This window comes from Rossellomorea sp. SC111 (genome assembly GCF_024733565.1).
Classification (GTDB): domain Bacteria; phylum Bacillota; class Bacilli; order Bacillales; family Bacillaceae_B; genus Rossellomorea.
Map to the genome: position 1 here is coordinate 120,550 of NZ_JANIOC010000005.1, position 22,828 is coordinate 143,377.

Below are 22,828 nucleotides of genomic sequence, written 5' to 3' on the forward strand. Positions count from 1 at the left end.
ATGCAGATCAGCATGAAGAATATCCATAAATCATTTGGAACGAATCAGGTTCTAGAAGGCGTCGACATCGAGATCGGGGAGGGTGAGGTCCATGCCCTGATGGGGGAAAACGGGGCCGGTAAGTCGACCCTGATGAACATCCTGACGGGTCTCCACAAGAAGGATCAGGGAACGATCACCATCGACGGGAAGGACATGACGTTCGATAATCCGAAGCAGGCCGAGGAATTCGGCGTTGCCTTCATCCATCAGGAACTGAACGTCTGGCCGGAGATGACCGTCCTTGAGAATCTTTTCATCAATAAGGAACCGGTTACACAATTCGATCTCATCAATACGAGAAAAATGAAAGCGGTTGCGAATGAACAGTTTAAAAAGCTGAACATTTCCATCCCCCTCACAAAAGAAGCAGGACAGTGCTCCGTCGGTCAGCAGCAGATGATTGAAATTGCCAAAGCACTGATGACGGATGCAAAAGTCATCATCATGGACGAGCCGACGGCGGCCTTGACGGACCGGGAAATCGAGACGCTCTTCACGGTCATTCGTTCACTAAAGAAATCCGGCGTGTCGATTGTATACATCTCCCACCGGATGGAAGAGATCTTCACGATTTGTGACACGATCACGGTCATGAGGGACGGACGCACGGTGGATACGACGCCGATCCCAGAAACCAACTTCGATGAGGTCGTGAAGAAAATGGTCGGACGTGAATTGACCGACCGCTTCCCGGCACGACAAACCAAAACAGGCGAAACGATGCTTGAAGTAAGGAACCTGACGAAAAAGGGGCTTTTTGAAAAAGTGAGCTTCAAAGTACGTTCTGGAGAAATCGTTGGTGTGTCAGGATTGATGGGGGCAGGCCGGACGGAAATCATGCGCACCCTCTTCGGACTCGACGGACGATATGAAGGCGAGATCCTCGTGAACGGGAAACCGGTCACCATTAAAACACCCGATCAGGCGGTGAAACTCGGTCTTGGATTCATCACCGAGGATCGGAAGGATGAGGGACTCGTCCTCGACTTTTCCCTGAAGGATAACATCGCCCTACCAAGCCTCTACAGCTTCACGAAGAAAGGCTTGATCAACGATAAAAGCGAACAGGACTTTGTGGAAATGCTCATCAAACGGCTGACGATCAAAACCGAATCAGCCCGGACCCACGCAAGGAACCTCTCCGGCGGGAACCAGCAGAAGGTGGTCATCGCCAAATGGATCGGGATCGGTCCGAAAGTGTTGATCCTCGACGAACCGACGAGGGGAGTCGATGTCGGGGCAAAACGGGAAATCTATCAATTGATGAACGAGCTCACCCACCGGGGTGTCGCGATCGTCATGGTATCATCCGAGCTGCCAGAAGTACTCGGCATGAGCGACCGCATCCTCGTCGTCCATGAAGGGACTATCGCAGGAGAGCTATCAAAGGAAGACGCTACACAGGAAAAAATCATGACATTGGCGACAGGAGGTCACGCACATGAATAACGCACTCAAAACGAATCACGTCGGCAATCTGATGCAAAAGCTCGGTCCACTTCTCGGACTGTTTGTGCTGATTGCGACGGTATCCATCATCAACCCTAGTTTTCTAGAACCTTTGAACTTATTGAATCTATTACGACAGGTCGCGATCAACGCCCTGATTGCCTACGGGATGACCTTCGTCATTTTGACCGGAGGAATTGATTTATCCGTCGGCTCTATCCTCGCCTTATCCAGTGCCCTGATGGCAGGGATGATGGTATCGGGAATCGACCCGATCCTTGCGATCCTGATTGGCTGTATCCTCGGAGCTGTAATGGGAATGGTCAACGGACTATTGATCACAAAAGGAAAAATGGCACCATTCATCGCAACACTTGCAACCATGACGTTGTTCCGTGGTTTGACGCTTGTGTACACTGATGGAAACCCAATTACTGGACTCGGCGACAGCTACGCATTCCAACTGTTCGGAAGAGGATACTTCCTTGGAATTCCAGTACCTGCCGTCACAATGATTCTGACGTTCGCCATCCTGTGGGTGATCCTGCACAAAACCCCGTTTGGCCGAAAAACGTATGCCATTGGCGGGAATGAAAAAGCAGCCCTTATCTCAGGGATCAAAGTACCACGCATCAAAGTGATGATCTACTCCCTGGCCGGCCTACTGGCAGCACTCGCAGGAGCGATCCTGACGTCACGCCTGAATTCAGCCCAGCCGACAGCGGGTACATCCTATGAACTCGATGCCATCGCCGCCGTCGTCCTAGGCGGGACAAGCCTGTCAGGCGGACGCGGACTGATCGTCGGAACACTGATCGGTGCACTCATCATCGGAACGTTAAACAACGGTCTGAACCTGCTCGGCGTCTCATCCTTCTTCCAAATGGTCGTAAAGGGTGTCGTCATCATCATCGCGGTTCTCATCGACCGAAAGAAAGCAGCGTAGGAGGGATACTATGAAAAAAGCATGGTTACTACTAATCAGTTTGTCACTCCTATTCCTAGGCGCCTGCTCCCTGCAGCCGCCGGAATGGGCCAAGCCAAATAAAAGCACCAACCCTGAAGACATCAAAATCGGACTATCCGTTTCAACCCTAAATAACCCATTCTTCGTCTCCATGAAAAACGGGGTAGAAGACGAAGCGAAGAAACAAGGCATGGAAGTCGTCGTCGTCGATGCCCAGAACGACGCCGCCAAGCAGATCAATGACGTAGAAGACCTTATCCAACAGGGCGTCAACGTCTTACTCATCAACCCGACGGACTCTGCGGCCATCTCAACGGCCGTCCAATCCGCCAACAGCCTGGGCATCCCCGTCGTCACCCTTGACCGCTCAGCAGAAAAAGGAGACGTCGCCACACTGGTCAGCTCGGATAACGAAAAAGGCGGAGAAATGGCCGGAGAATACCTCGTGGAACAGCTCGGTGAAGGAGCAAAGGTTGCAGAACTCGAAGGTGTCCCTGGAGCATCCGCCACCCGTGAGCGGGGAGCAGGGTTCCACAACATCGCGGATGAAAAGCTAGATGTCGTGGCCAAGCAGACGGCAAACTTCGATCGTACCGAAGGATTGAATACGATGGAAAACCTGATTCAGGGTAATCCAGATATCAAAGCAGTGTTCGCTCATAACGATGAAATGGCATTGGGAGCACTGCAAGCGATCAAGAGTTCGGGTCGTGAGGTGTTAGTCGTTGGATTTGATGGAAATGAAGATGCGATGACTAGCATTCGAAATGGTAACCTGTCTGCAACTGTCGCTCAGCAGCCTGAGAAGATTGGTTCGTTGGCCGTTCAGGCTGGGGCTGATGTGTTGTCAGGGAAGAAGGTAGACAAGAAGATTCCGGTGCCATTGAAGTTGGTGACGGAGGAGAATATAGAAGACTCTTCAGAATAAATTGTGGTGGTAAACCTCATTCGTGCATCTGTACGAATGAGGTTTTTTCTTTGTTGATAAAAGTAGTGGAGAAACGAATTCAGCTTTTCTTGTTTGCATTTGATCCAAATGAGTTGGGGTATGACCCTGATTAAGCCAAAAGAGATAATCATCTTTAAGATTACAAACCTGCTCTTCATTTTCTCCTCCAGAGGTATTTTCAACCGGTGATTTTGACGAGAAAAACCCCAAAAAATCAAGGTTGTACCAATCATCAAGATTTGAACAAAACTACATTTTACCCCGCATTAAAATAGGTTGTCAACAATAAATTTGTATTTTTATCAAAAAAATGCTATAATGATTACCTGGTAATTTTTTGATATTGAACGTTTAGTTAAATATCTTATTTAACCGAAGGGAAATTCAAACAGTTTTTGTGAGCTTTTCAGGCAATAGTACCCGAGTTATTATACAAGGAGGACTAATATATTGAATTTAATCAATAAGAAAGTTACACATGAGCGGTTTGGTATGGGAAGTATCGTTAATCATAATGATACGGTAGTTGAAATACATTTCGCCTCGGAAAATAAAAAATTTGTTTACCCGGATGTATTTGGACAGCATTTGAAACTACATGATAAAAGTGCTGCCAATTCACTTGAAAAAATTCTGCAAGAGCAGGAAATGGAACTCAAAGAGGAAGAAATGCAGAAGCAAGAGGAAAAGGCACGGCAAAGAAAAAACCAAGAGCTTCGAGTGGGTCATGAAAAACTTATGAAAAATCATAAACTTCATCCCGAATCGCAGATGGTTTACAGGTGCGATACAGAAGAACAGATTAGCTCCTTTTCAGATTGGACGGTTTCCTCTGGTGAAATAAAGAGTGGTAATAATAAGGGTAAGCCAAACAAGCCCAGTCGCTTACACCAAAACAGTGCGGTCCTGCTGACAGCGGTCGATCCCGGCATGCCTGAAAAAGACAGACGGATATTAGGTGTCTATATGGTAAAGGATAATTTCATCGGTAAACTTTGTGAAGATGGAAATATTCCTGCCCATTCCCATTACAGACTCAAACTTACAGACGAGGAATCAAAAGAGATGCCTTTCTGGAAGTACTATGTCAATGAAAAATCCCCTCAAAAAACGACATGGAATACAGGTAAGTACCGTTATTTTGATAATTCCTGGATGGCTCAGATTTTGCGCGACATCGTCTCATTGAAAAGTGACACGGAGGAACAAGAGCTTGCACAACAATTTCTGGACCACTTCTCTAAGATGAATCAAATAGTGGAGCAGGAGTTAAAAGAACCAAATGGAGCATTATTGCGTGCTTAGATAAGAACAGTGGGGGAACTGACACATATAAGGTGAGAGAAAGTTTTAGGTTCACCGGGAATAGTTTTAAAAAGGGACAAGGCGGCCGCCTTGTCCCTTTTAGTGGTTTTTGGACACCTTACTGGTTCCTTCGTCTCCCTTTGTACCTAAGCCCTCATTTTATGTGGGGTGAGTTTGAATGATATTGGGGTCAACCCTCGGTACGGTGAAGCGTTAATGAGCTGGGGGTCTGACCCCGTTTTTATGTACGGATGAGGTTTTTTCGTTTGTTGATAAAAGTAGTGGCAAAAAGACTTCAGCTTTTCTTGCTTGCGTTTGCTCAAAATGAGTCGGGGGTCTGACCCTGGTTTAGCAAAAAATATTCATCTTTAAGATAACAAACCTGCTATTAATTTTCTCCTCCTTTTCTAGTGTTTAGCCTTCCCCTACTTAAAAACAACAGATTTTAAAAAGAAAATTGATCTAAGGGGTTTCCTTTCCCAGCCAATCTCACTATATAAGGGTTGAAGACATATTGAAACAGGAGTGAATCAAATGTGTAAATGGAGAAATTTAAACCAATGGATGTTCGATTTAGATACATTTAATCACCTGTATATGTGGATTCTTTTGAATTCCGTGTATGAGGGCGGAGTTCAGTTATGGTGTGTGGTGCTTGGTGAAAGGAAGTACATTCAGTCGACCGGGAAGATTCGAGAGGATCTGTTTTTTAAAGTGAGAATGAGGCCTTCTTGTAAGAGGTTGGAGTCGGTGAAGTATGTGTATGGGGGTGTCTATACGTTTAAGCCGATGAATGATATCGCTTGTGGGGATTATGTCTATCAGATGGAGATGTTTGTAATAAAGGGCTGTGATAATTCTGGGATTGACCAGCTTGGTAATAAAGCTGACTCCGATTGTCTTCGTGCGGCGAAAAGCATGTGAATCGGGTGCGGATATAACCTGCAAACAGACTTAAGATCTTAGAGAAAGAATAGATATTAGAGAACACCACCAACATAGCGACGCTAAGGATGTAGATAGGGTACAGGCGTTGATTGGACATTTCGTTGTCAGGATGAAAGAGTGTTGACGGCATGATGTTCAAGGAGTCCATATGGAGGAGGCCTGGTTCGAGCAATCGGGAATCTTGGGGTCAGACCTTCGATACCGTGAACCATAAATGTATTTGGGCTACTTGATCACCATTTAATTTCTTGAAATTTACTAATTTACTAATCACATCTATTTTTATGGTAAAATATAACTAAAATGTCCTGAGGGTGTTATATCATGAAAAAACCATTTTATATGACTCAAATTGCTTTATCAAAAAAAGTAGGGTGGTCAGAAGCCAATGGTAGATGGTGGATAAAATATTTTTCAGAGTTTATTCCAGTAAAGAAAGATGGCAGAAAGAAGTTTTTTAATGACGAGTCATTTGATGTTTTATCTAAAATAAAATTCTTGAGCGAAAATGGTCTTACAAAGAATGAAATATTGGAGATATTTAAAGAGAGTGGCATTCCAAAAACAGAACAAGAAACCACTGATTTAATAACAAACAATATATCTGTTAAGTATCATGACAAGGAAATTGCTAACTCTCTTCCTGCTCAAAAGGAACTTTTAATTCCCTTATTAAATGTTCTTAGGGATAAAAAACCTTATACCACGACTATGATAAACGACGGAGTTATTGATCAACTTGGATTATCAGAGGAGCAATTAAACATCACCTATTCCGATGGTAAAGAGTTTATTTTTTCCAATAGAATGAGGTCAGCAAGATACTCACTCAAGAAAGAAGATTATATCGAAGAGGTAAGTAAATATACATATCAAATCACAGAAGAAGGCTTAGAACTTCTCCATGATAATTCTAAAGAAAAAGAAGATGAAATTGAGGAGCTTGAAAAAGTTGTTGATCCTTTTGAAACCATTCAAGAGAAAGTTGAAGAAATTGAGTCCGATTTAATAAAAGATTTAATCGATCATCTTAAGCAAGCCCATTGGCGAAGGTTAGAAACGATTGTCGTAGAGTTATTAACTTCAATGGGATATGGTGATGGGGAAGTTACTAAAAGGACCAATGATGGTGGTTTAGACGGCATTATCAAAGAAGATAAATTAGGCCTGGATAATATATACGTTCAAGCAAAGCGATGGGAAAATACAGTAGGAAGTCCAGAAGTGATGGGATTCTCAGGTGCATTAGACGCTAAAGGTGCCAAAAAAGGAATTTTTATCACAACATCTAATTTTTCAAAGGCAGCAGAAGAATATGTTGAAAGATTGGTAGATGTTAAGAAAATTGTTCTGATTGATGGTAAGAAATTAGCTAAATTGATGATTGAAAATAATATTGGGGTTAGTAACAAGAAAAAGTTTGTTGTGAAAGAAGTGGATTTTTCTTATTTTGAAGGTGAATAGACTAATTTTATTATGATATTTGGGTCAGACTCTCAGTACAGTGCAGCATTAATGAACTGGAGGGCTGACCCCAATTTTCTAGAATTAAAGTGAATTTATCTTAATAGTGTCAAATGATTTTAGGGAAAGGTATGGCACCTATTAGTTTTTTGGTTGGTTTTAAATTTTGCTTATGTAATAAGGAGATAATTTAATGGTTGTAAAAAAAGACAAAAAAATAGATTCAACAATTATTGAGCACATGGCATGTTTAGAAATAAACAATTTAATACTTCAACCTCCGTTTCATTTAATTAGTAATGTTCAATGGAATGATAAGGGGCTTTCTTTTGATGGTGATATTGAGGTATACAGCAAAGGAAAGATAAAAAAATCAAATTTTATCAAAAGGGTTCCTTTGCAAATCAAAGGAACTACCACTTACAAAAAAATCAATAAGAAAGAAAAAATAAAACATAATATAGATAAGAAGGATATCGAAGTTTATTATAAAGAAGGTAACGGAGTTTTATATTTTGTTGTAACAATAAATCCAACAAATTATTCAAAGCAAGCATATTATAGGATATTGGCTCCATTAGATTTGAAAAGTCTATTATCCCAACTTGAATCAAGTGGTAATAATTCAATTACAGTTTCTTTTAAAAAGTTAGAAAAGGGCACCTTAGAATCTAAATGTAACATTTTTATCAATGTAGTTGAAAAACAGCCAAAACATTATATCGAAACATCAAAAGAAACTGAAATATTCAATTTCAAATTAAGTTTTGTAGACATTAAAGAAAACACGTTCAATTTGTTTGAAGAAACTGCCTATGTATATGGATCGACTATTGATAATTTAGAAATTCCATTGGAACTTGCTAAAATACAGGAAATTAGAAAAGTTTTTAAAGAGGTTGTTACTGTTAACAATAATGAAGAAATTAACGTTACTTATAAATTGATTGAAACAGGAGAAAAATTTAAAGTCGTTATAGAAGATACTCTGACTTTTGAGATTTATAAAGAAAAGAAAAAAGGTAAATTTCATTTTGGGAAATTAAAGACCCTCAGCTCATACCTAAAATCTATGATATTAATTAGTTATTATGCAGAGCACGGAAAACTTCCATTTCTTTCTATGCAAATTAATGGGAAAGTGGACAATGAGAAGGTTGTAAATGGGATTAAAGAAGATATCAAATGGTTTAAAGAGCTGATTGAAATCTGTAAAAGTATTGGGATATGTGAGAATTATCTATTTCACGATAAAGAGAATTTACCTTCTTTATTTAACGGTATAGTCGATATTTTCAAAAATGAAAGATATGAACTACTAGACCTTTTTAAAAACGGAAAAACGGAAAATACAATGCTCTGTAATATTAAACTTTCTGACTATGTAACAGTAAAGTTAATGTACCTAGATAACAAGTTTATCAATTTTTATGGTGCAGAAACATTGTCTAAAATCGGTGGTTTTATACAGAAATCAGAAAGAAAACATAGTAGTGAAAAGGGTATGCCAGATATTATTTTAGAAAATTGGGAGGAAGACTATCGAAAGGTAAGTATATACATTAGCCAAAATGTACAAGACATGGTAAAGGACGCTAACTTTAATTTTGATGTGATAAGATTATCCTTCACGGAAGAATACCATGATATTGGTACTAGTCAAACGATAGATGCATCGTTAAATTATATAAACTATTATGATATTTCCAATGAGGATGAATATTTAAACTTTGCTCTTGATCTGAATCAGCGATACGTAGTACATGTACCAAATGACGATATCCCAATGATTAATATTTATTTAATTAAACTTAAGCAGAATCATAAACTTACAGATAAAGAACAGGGTGATATTTTAGATATACAAGAAAGAGCAGAAAAAGAAGCTAACCACAGCTTACGTTTTGCATGTGAAGTGTTATTTCAAAACAAAGTAAAAGCTCAGCGGATATTTGGCTCTCTTGGAGAGGATGAAAAAAGAAGAATGAGTGGTTATCCAATATACCATTTCTATGAAAGTCTGAAGTAAAGGTCTAAATTCCCTCACGGATACATGGGTCATACCCTCGGTATGGTGAAGTGCTAATGAACTGGGGGTCAGACCCCTCTTTTACAATCAACATCTAGAATCAGTTAAATACACTATGCATGCTTTCACCCTAAAATAAAAAAATCCAAACGAATTCGATGTTCATTTGTGATTTTCGAATTCGTTCGAATATTTTTTTAGACTCGCTGTATTAGAAGGTTCTATGTAATAATCTAGTTGCTATTGAGTGCATAAAAGAAGTCTATATCCCAGTGTTCATGTTCTGAAAGTTCATTATTTAGAATATGCTGATTGACCCTTGCTTTAATATTGGACATATCTGTATATTCGTTGGCGCAGGATGAAATGGAATCGTCGGTAATGTATTGCAACATGTTAATAAATCTGACTGTACTATCAGTTTCTTCTTTAAAGTACTTCCATGCTTCATATGGTTTTGAATTTCCTTTTATTCCTTCCAGGAACTCTCCTTCAAAGTTAGGAATAGAAACAAATGTTTTAATCACGATCCCTTTTTTTCTGCCTTCTTCAGCTTCTATAATTATCTTCTCATTGGTGGTCCAGGCACCATTTCTAATTTTCTTACCTTCTCGAAAAGTTGTTGGATTATCTGAGTCATGTAAGATACAGTATGGTACTTGGAAATGATTTAATATCTTAGAAACTGTAGGGATATTTCCTTTCCCGAGACAGTTTAGAACATGGATTGAAGGATCCACACGGCCGCCGTGTAATAACGATCTTACAACAGAGTACTCAGTTTCTCCCTCCACTAACAAATTCTGTTTTGCAAAGAAGAATTCATTGATGTAAGGGTTGCAATAGTTCATCATTTTCAGATTCTCACGGTCGTCAGCTGTAAAACCAACCTCTTCTGTTGAAAATGTCTTAATTGTGTGGTTAGTGTGATCGTTCTTTTCAATTCGGATAATTGTAGTGTGATCCTTTGTTAAATCAATAAAAAGTGGCGAATGTGTTGTAGTCATTACTTGCCAGTTATCTAACTTAGCAATTGTATATAATGCTTCCCTTGCTTCTCTAATAGCAGAAGGGTGTAAGAAGGCTTCAGGTTCCTCTATGAGTAAGATTTTTGACTTTGTCGAGTCAATGGTGCTTTTTCCGATTTTGTGTCTTCCTGTCTCGGCTAACATTTTTAATGCAGACCATAAGAATGTTCTTTGTAGTCCAGTACCATGATGAGAAAGAGGGACCTTATGAAAGTTGTCGTCTTGTTCATCAGTTGTTCTACCTATTCGTATAAAACTCCCTGCATTTATCAATTTTTCCGGTTCTAGTTTTCCAGATTTAACATCAATTTCAACATGATTAAAATCAGGGAATATTTTATTTAATTCAGTAGCAATTGAATCTGTAGATTCTCTGATTTCGTCTTCAATTTCTTCCTTTACGCTGATAGCTAACTTCTCAATTTGATTTAGTAAACTTACCAAATTTGAAGTGTCTTTTTTTGTATTTGATTTTATTGCTTCTGTAAGAATTGAAAGAATCTTACTTTCTAATTCAGCTGGATTATCTAGGGGTGAAATTTTAAGAGGAGTAGGGATTTTACTTGAAAGTATAGTATCGAAGCCACCTGTTCCGTTTTTAACATACTCTTTTATTTCTGGATCGAATGAATACTTTTCTCTAACCTGATCAGGTCTCGGCCAACGATATTGAACCATAATACAATTTTGATAGCCTAATTCATTATCTTCAAATATCCATTTGTTTGCTACTTCACTTGGATCTACGTCTTCAAAAATACCAGTTATTACAGGAGTATTTGATATGTTTTCTTGATAATAATCTTTTATACTCAGTTTACTTGAACTTGATGAGTAAGCCTCATAAGCACTGAGGATAGTAGTTTTGCCGGCGTTATTGTTACCTATTAATACAATAATGTCATCTATTTTAATTTTGACAGGGTCTCCGATACCTCTAAAATTTTCTACAATGATCTCTGCAAGTCTCAATTCTTAACTCCCCTATTCAAATTAATATTTTTTGCAATACTAATATAACACGACTGATTACCAAATTAATACAATTTTTAATTAATCAGTAAATTTTTCAAGATAGAAAGGAAATAAATATCCGGAAATTGGTTCTGACCCTCGATTCGGTAAAGTACTAATGCGCGAGGAAACTAGATCAAAAAAACAGATAAAGTTAAAGAGTAATTTCGATCTTTAGATATCCTTGAACTCTATCAAAATTCCAATTATCGTTTAAGTAAAAAATGGGAATATGTGTATTGAAAGTGACTTGGAAAATGATGAGGGGAATGGCGCTATGAATACGAGTTTGCCTTTGTGGGCTTTTCTTATAATAGAGGTGCTTTTTTAAATATTTGTTTTATATAAAACATTTACCGCAGTTCCTCATCCGAAGACTAAATTATCAATTACAATTCCAGCTTTAGTGATCGCCTTTTCAACATTTGTAATTATATCGATCCTTATGTTTTTTATTATGAGGATATAGGGGTCAGATCCTCGTTGCGGTGAAGCACCGAGGGCCTGACCCCATTTTTTTTGATACATTTTTCTTTACAGGAAGCAAAAGAAAGCTTACTTATCGGTAAGAATGTTAACCAATTAGTAAATTATTAATTGAGATATCAATTGAAATGGATGATTTTTACAAAAGTGTGTCGAAGTTTGTTACAGATTAAAAATTAATTAATGTTCTCATAACATTGATTATATGTACTAGATAAACAAAGTCAAACACATCTCCCAGATTTAGTTGGAGAAGTGTTTTCTTTTTTATCGCTTCTTTTCACCATTTTGGGGGAAGGTATGTATCATTATTTGTACATTGGTTAATACCAAAATTCTCCCTAGAGGTGGTTATAAAATGTCCACATCAGTTATGTATCTATGTTTAGCTAATCAACATATTTATAAGATTCCTAAATGCGTGTTAGTGAGATGTTTTGGATCAAACCGTATTTTAAATCTACAAATACAAATAAAAAAAGAATCCTATGGAGTATTTTTTTCATTTTTCATTTATATCTTTTTCTATTATTTGACAAAATCCCTATGTTCATTAAACAATAGAATTGACAATGATTTTAATATTAATTTAGGAGGGGTCAAGATGAGTGTGAAACGCCTATTTGATAGTAGAGGACAGCATATTGCAAATTTTAGAAATGGCCAGCTTCATGCACCTACTGGTGAAAACATTGGTCATTATCGGGAAAGAGAAGAGATATTCATAGATATGAATGGTCGCTATTTAGGTGAAATTATTAAAGAAAATCGATTAATGTACAATAATAATTCTGGTCATAGACATACCAATTTCGGGGTTTACGGAAACTATGGAAATATAGGGAACTATGGAAATCCAGGGAATTATGGTTCTATCGGGTTCATATCAGGTTATAGTGACGTTGATTTATAACTACTTTTGTTTAAATTAAAGTTTATTTAGGACAGATTTTCTCTGTCCTTTTATAAGTTATAGATGTTATAACTTTTCAAGGTAATATTGGGGGATATATGCGATATTATATTGATTTAGGTTGGGTTTTCTTATCTTGTATTGTCATTATGATTCTTAGTAAAGTATGGACAATATTAGGTGATTATCCCGAAGTTTTTAAGTATGGAAGTATAATATATCAAGTTGTTGATGTATTCTATTTGCTCTTGCTAATCTTTTGTATAGGTATAGCCGCAGCAATTGTTTATTACTACATTCAACAGTTAGTTGATAAAAAAAGAATTTATATAGCTTATTATATCTTTGATATTCCAATATTACTTGACACATATAGAAGCAGAGCTCCTTTGATTGATACTACTACGATATATTTTGCCGAATGTTTTTAAAAAACATCACATTAGAGGGGGAGTATCTTGAAGTACATTTTTTTGACAATCTTACATAATATGAAATTCAATGTAACTTTAAATAAGGGATTCGAATTATCACCAGGGACAAGAATAAAAAATGGTTTAGAAGTTAAAGATGAAATTCTTAAGACAGAATTAATGTCTTGGACTGCAGGGGTACACTCTGTAGATGAATTTGAAAATACGGTTTACTATTACAAAAGGGGAGATTTTCCTCACCTGAAAAACCAGGATGAAATGGACAAAAAAAGGAACAGCGTACACTTTTTATTTTCTAAGAGAAGCACAGGGATTTGCTACAGACCTTTGGTTTATAAAGGATAATGGAATTTATATAAGAGACGGATTTCTAATTACATATGAAGACAACTTAGAAGACGGACGCACATTTAAAGCTTCTTTAACAGAACCTTCAAGAATGCTTCATGTCAATACGGTCAATTCATAATTACAAAGAAAGAAATTGAAGCAGCGAGAAAACTTTTTCATCCATTTCATATAGAAAATATGAGTCTGGATGATATGGGTATGAAGTACCCCGATTTTAGTCATTTTTATAAAAATAGTAATGCACAAAGAATGAAAAAAGCTCAATACTTCTTGGCAGGAGCCAGAATGAATGCAGCGATTCCAATGAAAATAGTGTCATATTGCACAGCTCTTGAGTGTTTATTTAGTACAGCTAAAACGGAAATAAATCATTGAATTGCTGAAAGGGTAGCTGTTTTACTGGGTACATCTTCAGAGGAGAAAAAAGACCTTTTTCGATTTTAAAGAAAGTGAAGAAATTCTTGCTCCTGTATCAGTACGCTTAGATGAGATACTTAGGCAACTACTTGTTGGAAATCATGAAATATTCACCAAGTCAGATAAGGAAATAGAGCAATTTTTTATGGATTTGATCTTTTAATATAGTGACCAAGAAATGCTTCATCAGTGAACAAAGCGAAGTCATTCATTAGAGAGCATGTATTAATTGAAGATGGTTTAATAATTAGCTCCTTATTCCGAACCGGGATAAAGAAGAGCATGCACCCTCATCGTGACGCAGGCGGGGTAACGGACTTTGAAGCAATTATTACATATCCCGATACGGAGACGCAGATTCCTTCAAGTTACCAATATACCTATACCTTAATGGGTAACGAGATCATTGATACATTTGACAATGTGAACCCTGATGAAGGAAACGAATCACTCGATTTAACGGACAGTGAGTCCTCCGAACAAACTAGTTCAAACACAAGCGGCGATGTTTCTAGTGTCGATACAAACGGTAATGGACAGGTGACAATTAAAGGAGCAAAAGCAGCCGGTTTCAGTATACCAATCACAAGTGATCATTGGCTCTATAAATATATGGACGATCGAGATGGTGATGGACTAGTAGGTGAGTAAACATTTGCTACGTAGTACAAATTATTGAATATTAATTGGAGGTTGAATTATGAGTAGTAGAGAGATTTTAGAAAAAAGATTACAACAAATTACAGATACGATGGACGCTGTGGAAGATTTTATTAATGGGTTAGATTTTGCTCTCCCGAAGAAATCCAAAGATTTGGTGATTAATGCTTTAAAATCAGATGAGATTACTAGTATTATGGAAGGAATCAAAGAAAGAAGACCTCCTAGATTAGTTATAATGGGGCGCACAGGTGTAGGAAAAAGCAGCCTCATTAATGCCATATTTGGTGAATATTTAGCGGAGACAAGTGCTATAGAAGTTGGTACTAAAAATTCTCAAATATTCCAATATAAAAAGAATGATGAAGTAATATTTGAAATTATTGATACTAGAGGCATTAAAGAAAATTTAAATGCATTATCAAGTACAGCTGAAGAAGATTTGAAAAATGTAGTTGAAGAATTTGATCCAGATGCCTTTTTATTATTAACCAATGGTGCTGATAGATCTACCTTAAGGGAAGATGCTGTGTATCTTAAAGAAGTTTATAGTAGTCTAGAAATAACTGTCCCTTTAGTTACAGTTATTACACGAGTAGATGATATAGAGCCAGCTAGAATTAAGGAGCCAACAAGATATACTCAAAAGAAAAAAGATAACATTGGAATAAAAGAGCAACAGGTTAGTCAAGTATTAGAAGAAGTAGGGTTATCAGATACTTTTATAGTACCAGTATCTTCATATATTGAATGGAATCATGAAGACCCGGAATCTTTGTCTCCAGAAGAGCGTGCGGAACTAGAGATTGAATTTGATGGTAGATACAATATTGATAAGTTGGTAACCTTTTTAGAAGAAAACATTGACTTTCGTGCCGCTGTATATTTAATGTTAAACAACAAACTTGATATAGCAATTGATAAAATTGCCAATAAGTTTGTCAAAGTGTTTTCAACAGCGAGTGCGGGTGTGGCAATTACTCCAATACCAGCAAGTGATATTTTAGTTCTAATACCGATTCAGATAGTTGAAGTTACTCTTATAGCTTATCTAAGTGGACAAAAGATAGACAGTAAGATGGCGAGAGAATTTATTCTTTCGTTAGGAGGAGTAGCTTTGTTTGGTTTAGGATTGAGATTTTTAGCTCAACAAGGTGTAAAATTATTAAATGTAGTAATACCAGGTTCAGGGTCTGCTATCAGTAGTACAATAGCTTATACGGGAACATATGCAGTAGGTAAAGCAGCAATAGCTTACTATATAGATGGAAAAACAAAAGAACAAGCAAAGAAAGAAATGGAAAAAGCGACAAAAGAAGAACAGTTGTCATATTAAACTTAAACCACACTTAATTCTAAAACTTTTGTTAGAAGCTTTCAGCAACAAAGAATCAGAAGATACTACAACTTCTGGGAAAGATGATACTAAACAAGCTGAAGATGTAAAAGAGAAAGAAAATTAGTTGATTATTGAAGTAGATGTAAGAAGGAGATATTCCTGCAAAGATATAATAAGATATATTGTTTGTATAAGAAATTAAAGTTCCGGAATTAGCAAGAGTAGTTTTTTCGAAGGAAAACGGAGCTTTGCTATGCTGATATGCTAGCAGATAAGAAAGTCGATGATAGATTGACATCAGAAAAAGTTGCGTGGCCATTTACCAAGATTAACAGCAGAGACTACGATTAGATTTCCTAGAAATGAAACACTAGAAGAAAAAAGTAAGAATATTACTCATGACACTCGGACAATCAAATAAAAACATATGACCTTTCGAATAAAATTATTCTAAAGGTCTTTTTTTATTTAGTAAGGTTTGTACCTTCACTTGAAGATCCAGCAAAGGAATGCCAGGAACCGGTATGTATCCTGTGGTAAAATATAGAAAGCTTTAGTTTCATATTTGGAAAAAAGGAGTGGCGGGATTGGATAGTATTAATGATGTCAAAAGCATGGTGAACAAATTAATTGAAGATCACTCCGGTAGAGAAATCACCCCAAATACAAACTACAATACTTCCGGTATATATATGATATACATAGACAATTTCACTTCAGATAAGATTGTACCGATTTATATAGGCCAATCAAAGGATGTGCAAAAGCGGTATAAGGTTCATCTCAGTGAAATCCTTTCCTTAAACCGGCTATCTTATGAGGATTACTATAACTACTTTTTTTATAAGTCTGATTCGTTTTATGAAGGGCGTTTTAAATCTTCTAAGATTTTCAAGTTTATGATCGAAAATAGCTGCACCCTGAGTGATTTTCGTGTGGTTTTGTTAGAAGAGGTCGAGACTGAAGAATTAGATAAAAAAGAACTGGACTACATACAACAATTAAATGCCTCTTTCTTCGGATTTAATCAACTGAATTCCTTTCTTGCAGCTATTAAGTTGCACCATCTTAAAAGTGCGGAAATAAATGAGTTGGACGATTTCCTTAGGTTGGTCCAGAAAGATATAAAGGGTATCTATTTTTATTATGATTATGGTTTCACCAGATTTAACTTAGAGCATGCCTTCCTTAAAAAGCTCTTTTTCTTGTCTGATTTGAACATAAAGATAGGTGACACGATGCTTTTTAAAGAAGTGAATCTTGAGATAAAGCAGTTGCTGACACATTATCGTCTTGACTTTCAAATAGCTGAAATTCAACAGCTGGAGGATAATTGGAGGTGGCTGAGTGAACCACATGAAGTGGCAGTGGGTGAATATAATAAAGCCTTCGCGCTTCTTGCTAATCAAGTAAAAGGGAAATTTAAAGAACTACAGTTTTATAGTAAAAAGGCTTTTGAAAATTTCTTGTACAGTATTGTTAAGGAAGAGAAAGAGACACTTAAAGGAGAGTTTTTGAAGTATCTTGAGAAGAAAAACTGCTCTATAGATTTTTACCAACTTTTCGACCAGCAAATAGCTGTAGTGGTTGAAAGGTTGGAGGAAAAAGAACAAAGAGAGAAGCCGGTTGCGGATGCTTATAACAAGTTTCAAGAAAGAAAGGCCAAGTTTAAGCGCGAAAGATATAAGATGATTTTCCCTTCAATCCATTTCAGTCCGTTTTTTCTGGGGGATAGAATGCAGCTCGCTCCACTAAACATCGAGGAAGGTGTGAATACCATTCATATCCAGTTGTTCATTTCAAACAATGGGAGGACAAGAGGATATTACCCAAAGGACCCGTTCATTGTTCGCTTCGATTACTGTTACTTCGGTGACTCTGGGAGAAAAGTTGAAAAACAGTATTATATTGAGAATGAAACAACACTTCGTGGGTTATCGGGTATTCAGTATATTGAGAAAGATTTTGATAGGATGTTTGTTTTCAATCCCGAGAGGTTTTCAATTACCGGATTGATAGATGATGAAATAGATAACTCCTTCATATCTGTTTTAGCTGAATATAAGCATGGGATTAATGATTACACATTGAAAGATAAAAAGTTGGTACGGTTAGAGGGAGTATTAGATGAACTGCAACAGTTAGTTAACGATGAAACCGAGTTTGTTCTGACTAATACCGAATCAAAAGGGTGTTTAGAAAAGTCGCTTTTTAATGAACAGTTGCAAGGCCATTCGCTTGCAGTGAAATTGCTTGAAACCGGGAAAAGGAGAAAGCGTTCGAAAAAAAAAACGGAGAAGGTTCCAAAGAGTCCGAAGAAAATAGACAAAGTGAAAGTCGATCCTAAGATTAGGAGAGCAGAGGCTTTTAGAGGAAAAGTTTTAGCGAAGTCAAATAACAAAATCGATATTGTTGAATACATTTCAAGTAAAGAAAAGGTAACAGCTAAATGCCAGGATTGCGGGCATACGTGGAAAAAGCGGAGTGATCATTTATTGGCGCGGCTGTATTGCCTAAGGTGTGATAAGGCATAAAAGAGTTCCGAAGCACCTCTACCTCGCTTACTGTCGCCATTACCTGTCTGGTTGCTAATCTACTGGTATTAGATTAGCCTTACGGGTGTTGCAGGTTTTATCCAACTATAAAGGCTTTAGTTCGTATATCATGGATTATATGAAGTAAAAGGATATACATAAACGATTGCATCTCATCAAAAATACTTCTTCTTTTCATAGTAGGCTCTTACGAAAAGTGGACCTGCTGATTGCTTAGACAAATCCTGTCTAGCCGTGCCGGCAGAATGATAATAAGGTTGCATCACAAAGATTTGATTAAATAGAAAGACTTATATTATTGAGGCTTGCTGTTGTGTTAAAAATAGAAATATGGTAGTTGAGGCCAAGATGTAAAGTTGTATAGCAGAAAAATTGTTACTTCTATTAATTAAAGCATATCTAAAGTTTTTAAAAAAAGAAATAGAACTACTTCAGAGTTCGAATTTCAAAAAGAATGTTGTAAATGATGGTAAAGCTCACAAGCGTTTAGATGGTTAATACAGTTACACTTAAAGGGGCGTGTTTATTGAATGGGAAAAAAGACACTAAAGTTAAAACCAAAAATATTAAAACTTGGTCAAATGACACCTTGTTTTATGATGAAAAAATATGTACAAACACATTCACATTTATTACCTTATAAAATTATGATAAAAGATAATTTTCAAATAAATAGTTATTCCCTCGTGGTGAAAGACTATAAATTAGCACATACTGCACAAGGTTTAACTGCTCAGCATTACATTTCAATTCACAAGCATTTAGAGAAGTTTCTAAATAAAGAAACTTGTGATTATAGTGTATGTTTTTGTCCAATTTATTTTATTACAATAACCGAAGCAAAAACTGATGATGAAATTCAGTTGCCCCTCTATAAAACTGAAAAGTTAGTTTATGTGGGACAAACAAATAGTGTAAGCCCTAGATTTATCGACGGTCATAAGGCTACACAAAAATTAAATGAGTTTGAATTCAATAATTATATAAAGACAGTTTATATGACACAAGTATGCTTGGATATTAGCGTTAATATAAATGGTGAAAAACAAGAGTATAAAGGAGTTCCGTTAGAATTAATCAGTTTTGAAGAAAAATTAGTACCTTCAATAATCGACTTCATAGAGAAGTTCCTTATTTTTGGTTTAAGACCTCAATTTAATGAAGTGGATAACCCTGTCTTTCAAAATGATGAGTACATAAAAGAACCAAAGCATTTAAGTATTAAAGCTTTAAAACCTGAGCATTTTAAAGTAAAAGGAAGCAGAAATACTGAACAACTTTTACATGATTTAGACATTATCGATCAAATACGAAAAATGGGACACCCTTGGGAGGAAAGTATAGAGTTTTTTGAAAAAATAGGATTTATCCCAACTACTTGATTTAGATAACCTCACCAGTCTCTTTTGTGTTGCATATACACTTGGAAGTGCGGAAACACATTTTTAAGTTAGACATAATTATCATTATGTGTAGTTAATCAGAGATATTAATTCAACATTATGAAGGACATGATGTTGAGATTATGATGCACTATTTTTAGTTGGCGGACAAAAAAATTTACAATGTCTACTTCTTGGATTTTATTAAACAAGAAAGAGTGAACCTAACATACAGGTTCACTCTTTTTCATTAACCAAGCTTCTGAAGAGGCTTCTGTCCTTCCATCCTACCTCGCATCTTACTTACCACATAAACAACACAAGTAATAATAAAACAACTAAACCCCGGAGAAAACGAATCCGGAATCCCCAAATAAACCACCATCCCAACACCTAAAACATACAACGCCTCACGATTAAAATTCGACTCCCCACTCGCAAGCCGAACAAGCGCACTCTCAGAAATCCTCCCTTTCCGAATCACCAAATAATCAGCCACCACAATCGCAGATATCGGAATGATCAAGATCCCCAGATACGAAATATACTCCTGCGCATTATAAACCAGCTGCGGAAACGAACTTAAAATAATCCCTGCGACACTGAACAATAGTGCACTTTGAATCCGAGATAGGGACGGCAGTGCATTCAGCAAACTGTATCCCCCTGTATACGCATTACTAAGATTAATTGAAATCATCGACACCATCGCACATGCCGTGATGACCAATAGAAGCAGGCTGGAGTCGGTCAGTTGCCCCGCTGCCACGAATGGATTCAGATCTTTGAACAAGCTGGCACTCAATCCTCCAAGCAGTGCGGTCATCATGAATCCGACGACGTTTCCACCATAGAGTCCCCAGAATCCGTGGCGGTCGCTTTTGCTGTAGCGGGTGATGTCGGAGGATGCGCTGACGCCTGAGATGTATTGGACGAAGACGAGGCTTGAGTAGAATAGGAACGTTCCGATGGAGAAGGGTTCCTGGCCTTGTGTGAGTGTTGAGATGGAATCGGCTCCTTTTGTCAGGAAGAGGTACAGGATGATTCCCTGGCCGATCACGAGTATCGGGATGAATAGTTTGGTCGCTTTTTTGACGGCTTCGAAGCCGATGAGGGCTAGAAGGGTCATGATGATGGCGAGTCCGATGGCGACCGGGACGAACGGTATAGTATAAAGTGTTACTTTTTCCACCATGGAGATGATGACGAAGGTTCCTCCGATGGTTTGGACGCTGAACCAGTAGAGGGACGTCAGGGACCGGATGGGGGAGGCGATGAGCATCGACAGCCGGGTTCCGATGATGGATCTCAGGACGTATTGAGCGGGCAGGCCGTAGCGGGAGCCCGGTAATGATAAGAATGATACGAATAGGAAGGCGACGCTTGCTCCGAGTACGGTGGCAAGAAATGCTGCCTGAAAGGATAGTCCGCCTTCAAGGACGGCCAGTGCCGGGATGAGGAAGTTTCCTGCGTTCACGGAGAAGGCGAGCTGTATGATGAAGTATTCGATCCATGTGGTTGATTTTAATTCGGGTGGGACCTTTTCGAGTCCGAGCCGTTCGATCATGGGTTGTTTCATAAAAAAGTCTCCTTTGGGTATACTAGGATGCATGGTTTCTATTTTAAAGAATTTTTGAAAAAAAGCGAAGAAATAGTCATTTATTTTTTTAAAGAAAAGTAGAGATATTTCCTTATTTATTTGTTAGAATGTAAGTGCTTACAGGGTGAGTAATTGCCCTTCGCTATTATATATGAAAAGTGTTATATTTAGGAAGTGAATGCTCCAAGGAGCAATAGTGCATTTAGGAGGTTGGCTTAGTATGCGTATTGGTGTACCAACGGAAATTAAAAACAACGAAAATCGTGTGGCCATGACGCCGGCTGGTGTTGTGAACCTTGTTCAATTCGGACATGACGTTTACATTGAAGCTGGGGCTGGAATGGGTTCAGGATTTACAGATGAAGATTACACAGCAGCAGGTGGACACATCGTTGATTCTGCAGCGGAAGCATGGTCCATGGATATGGTCATGAAGGTAAAAGAGCCACTTCCAAGTGAGTACTCTTATTTCCGCGAGGGGCTTATCTTATTTACATATTTACATCTTGCTCCAGAACCGGAATTAACGAAAGCGTTAATTGATAATAAAGTAGTCGGAATCGCGTACGAAACGGTTGAACTGAATCGTGCCCTTCCATTACTGACTCCGATGAGTGAAGTGGCTGGACGTATGGCGACTCAAATCGGTGCCCAGTTCTTAGAGAAGATCCACGGTGGTAAAGGTGTATTACTTTCAGGTGTCCCTGGGGTTCGCCGCAGTAAAGTAACGATCATCGGTGGAGGAGTTGCTGGTACGAATGCCGCGAAAATGGCTGTCGGACTTGGTGCCAATGTAACGATCCTTGACCTTAACCCGGATCGCCTTCGTCAGCTGGACGATATCTTCGGTAGCGACGTAACAACGCTTATGTCCAACCCGTTAAATATCGAACAAGCTGTTAGAGAAGCGGATCTAGTCATCGGAGCTGTACTGATTCCAGGAGCGAAAGCACCTAAACTAGTGACAGAAGACATGATCAAAGCGATGACGCCTGGTTCAGTTGTTGTCGATATCGCCATCGACCAAGGCGGAATCTTCGAAACAACCGACCGCATCACAACGCATGACGATCCAACATACGTGAAGCACGGCGTTGTACACTATGCCGTTGCCAACATGCCTGGTGCCGTACCACGTACGTCTACCATCGCACTGACAAATGTAACCGTACCTTACGCGGTTCAAATCGCAAACAAAGGCTACAAAAAAGCGTGCTTAGATAACGAAGCGCTGTTAAAAGGTATCAACACATTGAATGGATATGTGACGTACCAGGCGGTTGCTGAAGCGCATACTGTAGACTACTCAGATACTAGAACACAATTAGAGCAACAATAACAACAGGAAGCCGACTGCATGGGAATGTTAGTCGGCTTTTTATGTAAATAGGAGAGATATTGAGTCCTTGGTGTTATCCCTTACGTTGATGGAGCGCAATACTTCGAATGAGAAATAAGAGCATACAGAAAAAGCCACATATTGAAATGTGGCTTTT

Annotated in this window: 17 protein-coding genes and 1 pseudogene; 16 read left to right on the top strand and 2 right to left on the bottom strand. The window is 38.0% G+C overall.

From position 1 onward, the window contains the following. From NQ095_RS08050 to NQ095_RS08080, 7 genes are all read left to right on the top strand, one after another. The gene (locus NQ095_RS08050; RefSeq protein WP_258262973.1) at positions 1-1,491 is read left to right on the top strand and encodes a sugar ABC transporter ATP-binding protein; all 1,491 of its coding nucleotides are present in this window, start codon (positions 1-3) and stop codon (positions 1,489-1,491) included. Further along, positions 1,484-2,437 carry a ribose ABC transporter permease RbsC gene (gene rbsC / locus NQ095_RS08055; RefSeq protein ID WP_258262974.1) on the top strand — a complete coding sequence of 318 codons (954 nt, stop codon included), beginning with the start codon at positions 1,484-1,486 and terminating at the stop codon, positions 2,435-2,437. Before NQ095_RS08050 ends, rbsC begins: the two co-directional genes overlap by 8 nt. A gap of 10 nt (positions 2,438-2,447) precedes the next feature. Continuing rightward, positions 2,448-3,386: a ribose ABC transporter substrate-binding protein RbsB gene (gene rbsB, locus NQ095_RS08060; RefSeq protein ID WP_258262975.1), complete on the top strand. Its 939-nt coding sequence runs from the start codon at positions 2,448-2,450 to the stop codon at positions 3,384-3,386. A 471-nt stretch (positions 3,387-3,857) separates the two neighbouring features. After that, positions 3,858-4,712 (top strand): malate synthase, encoded by an 855-nt coding sequence (locus tag NQ095_RS08065; RefSeq protein ID WP_258262976.1) that lies wholly within the window; start codon positions 3,858-3,860, stop codon positions 4,710-4,712. A gap of 534 nt (positions 4,713-5,246) precedes the next feature. After that, the gene (locus NQ095_RS08070; protein WP_258262977.1) at positions 5,247-5,636 is read left to right on the top strand and encodes a hypothetical protein; all 390 of its coding nucleotides are present in this window, start codon (positions 5,247-5,249) and stop codon (positions 5,634-5,636) included. Positions 5,637-5,984: 348 nt separating this feature from the next. After that, entirely contained in the window at positions 5,985-7,124 is a 1,140-nt protein-coding gene (locus NQ095_RS08075) for a restriction endonuclease (protein WP_258262978.1), read from the top strand. A gap of 193 nt (positions 7,125-7,317) precedes the next feature. Beyond that, positions 7,318-9,153, top strand: a complete 1,836-nt coding sequence (locus NQ095_RS08080) for a DUF4365 domain-containing protein (RefSeq protein ID WP_258262979.1) — start codon at positions 7,318-7,320, stop codon at positions 9,151-9,153. A 233-nt stretch (positions 9,154-9,386) separates the two neighbouring features. On the opposite strand, the gene NQ095_RS08085 is transcribed toward NQ095_RS08080, so the two are convergent. Continuing rightward, positions 9,387-11,153 (bottom strand): ATP-dependent nuclease, encoded by a 1,767-nt coding sequence (locus NQ095_RS08085; RefSeq protein ID WP_258262980.1) that lies wholly within the window; start codon positions 11,151-11,153, stop codon positions 9,387-9,389. 1,132 nt (positions 11,154-12,285) lie between these two features. Between NQ095_RS08085 and NQ095_RS08090 the strand changes: the two genes are divergently transcribed. From NQ095_RS08090 to NQ095_RS08125, 8 genes and pseudogenes are all read left to right on the top strand, one after another. Next, a complete protein-coding gene (locus NQ095_RS08090) occupies positions 12,286-12,594 on the top strand; it encodes a hypothetical protein (RefSeq protein WP_258262981.1) in 309 nt (102 codons plus the stop codon). Positions 12,595-12,692: 98 nt separating this feature from the next. Then, positions 12,693-13,025: a hypothetical protein gene (locus NQ095_RS08095; protein WP_258262982.1), complete on the top strand. Its 333-nt coding sequence runs from the start codon at positions 12,693-12,695 to the stop codon at positions 13,023-13,025. A 60-nt stretch (positions 13,026-13,085) separates the two neighbouring features. After that, positions 13,086-13,373, top strand: coding sequence for a hypothetical protein (locus NQ095_RS08100; RefSeq protein ID WP_258262983.1), 288 nt, complete (start codon positions 13,086-13,088; stop codon positions 13,371-13,373). Positions 13,374-13,556: 183 nt separating this feature from the next. Then, positions 13,557-13,754, top strand: a complete 198-nt coding sequence (locus NQ095_RS08105) for a hypothetical protein (RefSeq protein WP_258262984.1) — start codon at positions 13,557-13,559, stop codon at positions 13,752-13,754. A gap of 336 nt (positions 13,755-14,090) precedes the next feature. Further along, positions 14,091-14,447: pseudogene (locus NQ095_RS08110) on the top strand (DNA/RNA non-specific endonuclease); the annotation flags it as partial. Between the two features lie 49 nt (positions 14,448-14,496). Then, entirely contained in the window at positions 14,497-15,792 is a 1,296-nt protein-coding gene (locus tag NQ095_RS08115) for a GTPase family protein (protein WP_258262985.1), read from the top strand. Between the two features lie 581 nt (positions 15,793-16,373). Continuing rightward, entirely contained in the window at positions 16,374-18,329 is a 1,956-nt protein-coding gene (locus tag NQ095_RS08120; protein WP_258262986.1) for an excinuclease ABC subunit C, read from the top strand. A 551-nt stretch (positions 18,330-18,880) separates the two neighbouring features. After that, positions 18,881-19,732, top strand: coding sequence for a hypothetical protein (locus tag NQ095_RS08125; protein WP_258262987.1), 852 nt, complete (start codon positions 18,881-18,883; stop codon positions 19,730-19,732). Between the two features lie 250 nt (positions 19,733-19,982). On the opposite strand, the gene NQ095_RS08130 is transcribed toward NQ095_RS08125, so the two are convergent. Continuing rightward, a complete protein-coding gene (locus tag NQ095_RS08130) occupies positions 19,983-21,311 on the bottom strand; it encodes a purine-cytosine permease family protein (RefSeq protein WP_258262988.1) in 1,329 nt (442 codons plus the stop codon). Positions 21,312-21,552: 241 nt separating this feature from the next. Here NQ095_RS08130 and ald point away from each other — a divergent pair, with 241 nt between their 5' ends. After that, entirely contained in the window at positions 21,553-22,671 is a 1,119-nt protein-coding gene (gene ald, locus NQ095_RS08135) for an alanine dehydrogenase (RefSeq protein ID WP_258262989.1), read from the top strand. Positions 22,672-22,828 lie beyond the last annotated feature (157 nt).

Coding starts and splice junctions, on each gene's coding strand:
- NQ095_RS08050 (WP_258262973.1), top strand. CDS start 1: ATGCAGATCAGCATGAAGAATATCCATAAATCATTTGGAACGAATCAG.
- rbsC (WP_258262974.1), top strand. CDS start 1,484: ATGAATAACGCACTCAAAACGAATCACGTCGGCAATCTGATGCAAAAG.
- rbsB (WP_258262975.1), top strand. CDS start 2,448: ATGAAAAAAGCATGGTTACTACTAATCAGTTTGTCACTCCTATTCCTA.
- NQ095_RS08070 (WP_258262977.1), top strand. CDS start 5,247: ATGTGTAAATGGAGAAATTTAAACCAATGGATGTTCGATTTAGATACA.
- NQ095_RS08075 (WP_258262978.1), top strand. CDS start 5,985: ATGAAAAAACCATTTTATATGACTCAAATTGCTTTATCAAAAAAAGTA.
- NQ095_RS08080 (WP_258262979.1), top strand. CDS start 7,318: ATGGTTGTAAAAAAAGACAAAAAAATAGATTCAACAATTATTGAGCAC.
- NQ095_RS08090 (WP_258262981.1), top strand. CDS start 12,286: ATGAGTGTGAAACGCCTATTTGATAGTAGAGGACAGCATATTGCAAAT.
- NQ095_RS08095 (WP_258262982.1), top strand. CDS start 12,693: ATGCGATATTATATTGATTTAGGTTGGGTTTTCTTATCTTGTATTGTC.
- NQ095_RS08100 (WP_258262983.1), top strand. CDS start 13,086: ATGAAATTCAATGTAACTTTAAATAAGGGATTCGAATTATCACCAGGG.
- NQ095_RS08105 (WP_258262984.1), top strand. CDS start 13,557: ATGAGTCTGGATGATATGGGTATGAAGTACCCCGATTTTAGTCATTTT.
- NQ095_RS08115 (WP_258262985.1), top strand. CDS start 14,497: ATGAGTAGTAGAGAGATTTTAGAAAAAAGATTACAACAAATTACAGAT.
- NQ095_RS08125 (WP_258262987.1), top strand. CDS start 18,881: ATGGGAAAAAAGACACTAAAGTTAAAACCAAAAATATTAAAACTTGGT.
- NQ095_RS08130 (WP_258262988.1), bottom strand. CDS start 21,311: ATGAAACAACCCATGATCGAACGGCTCGGACTCGAAAAGGTCCCACCC.
- ald (WP_258262989.1), top strand. CDS start 21,553: ATGCGTATTGGTGTACCAACGGAAATTAAAAACAACGAAAATCGTGTG.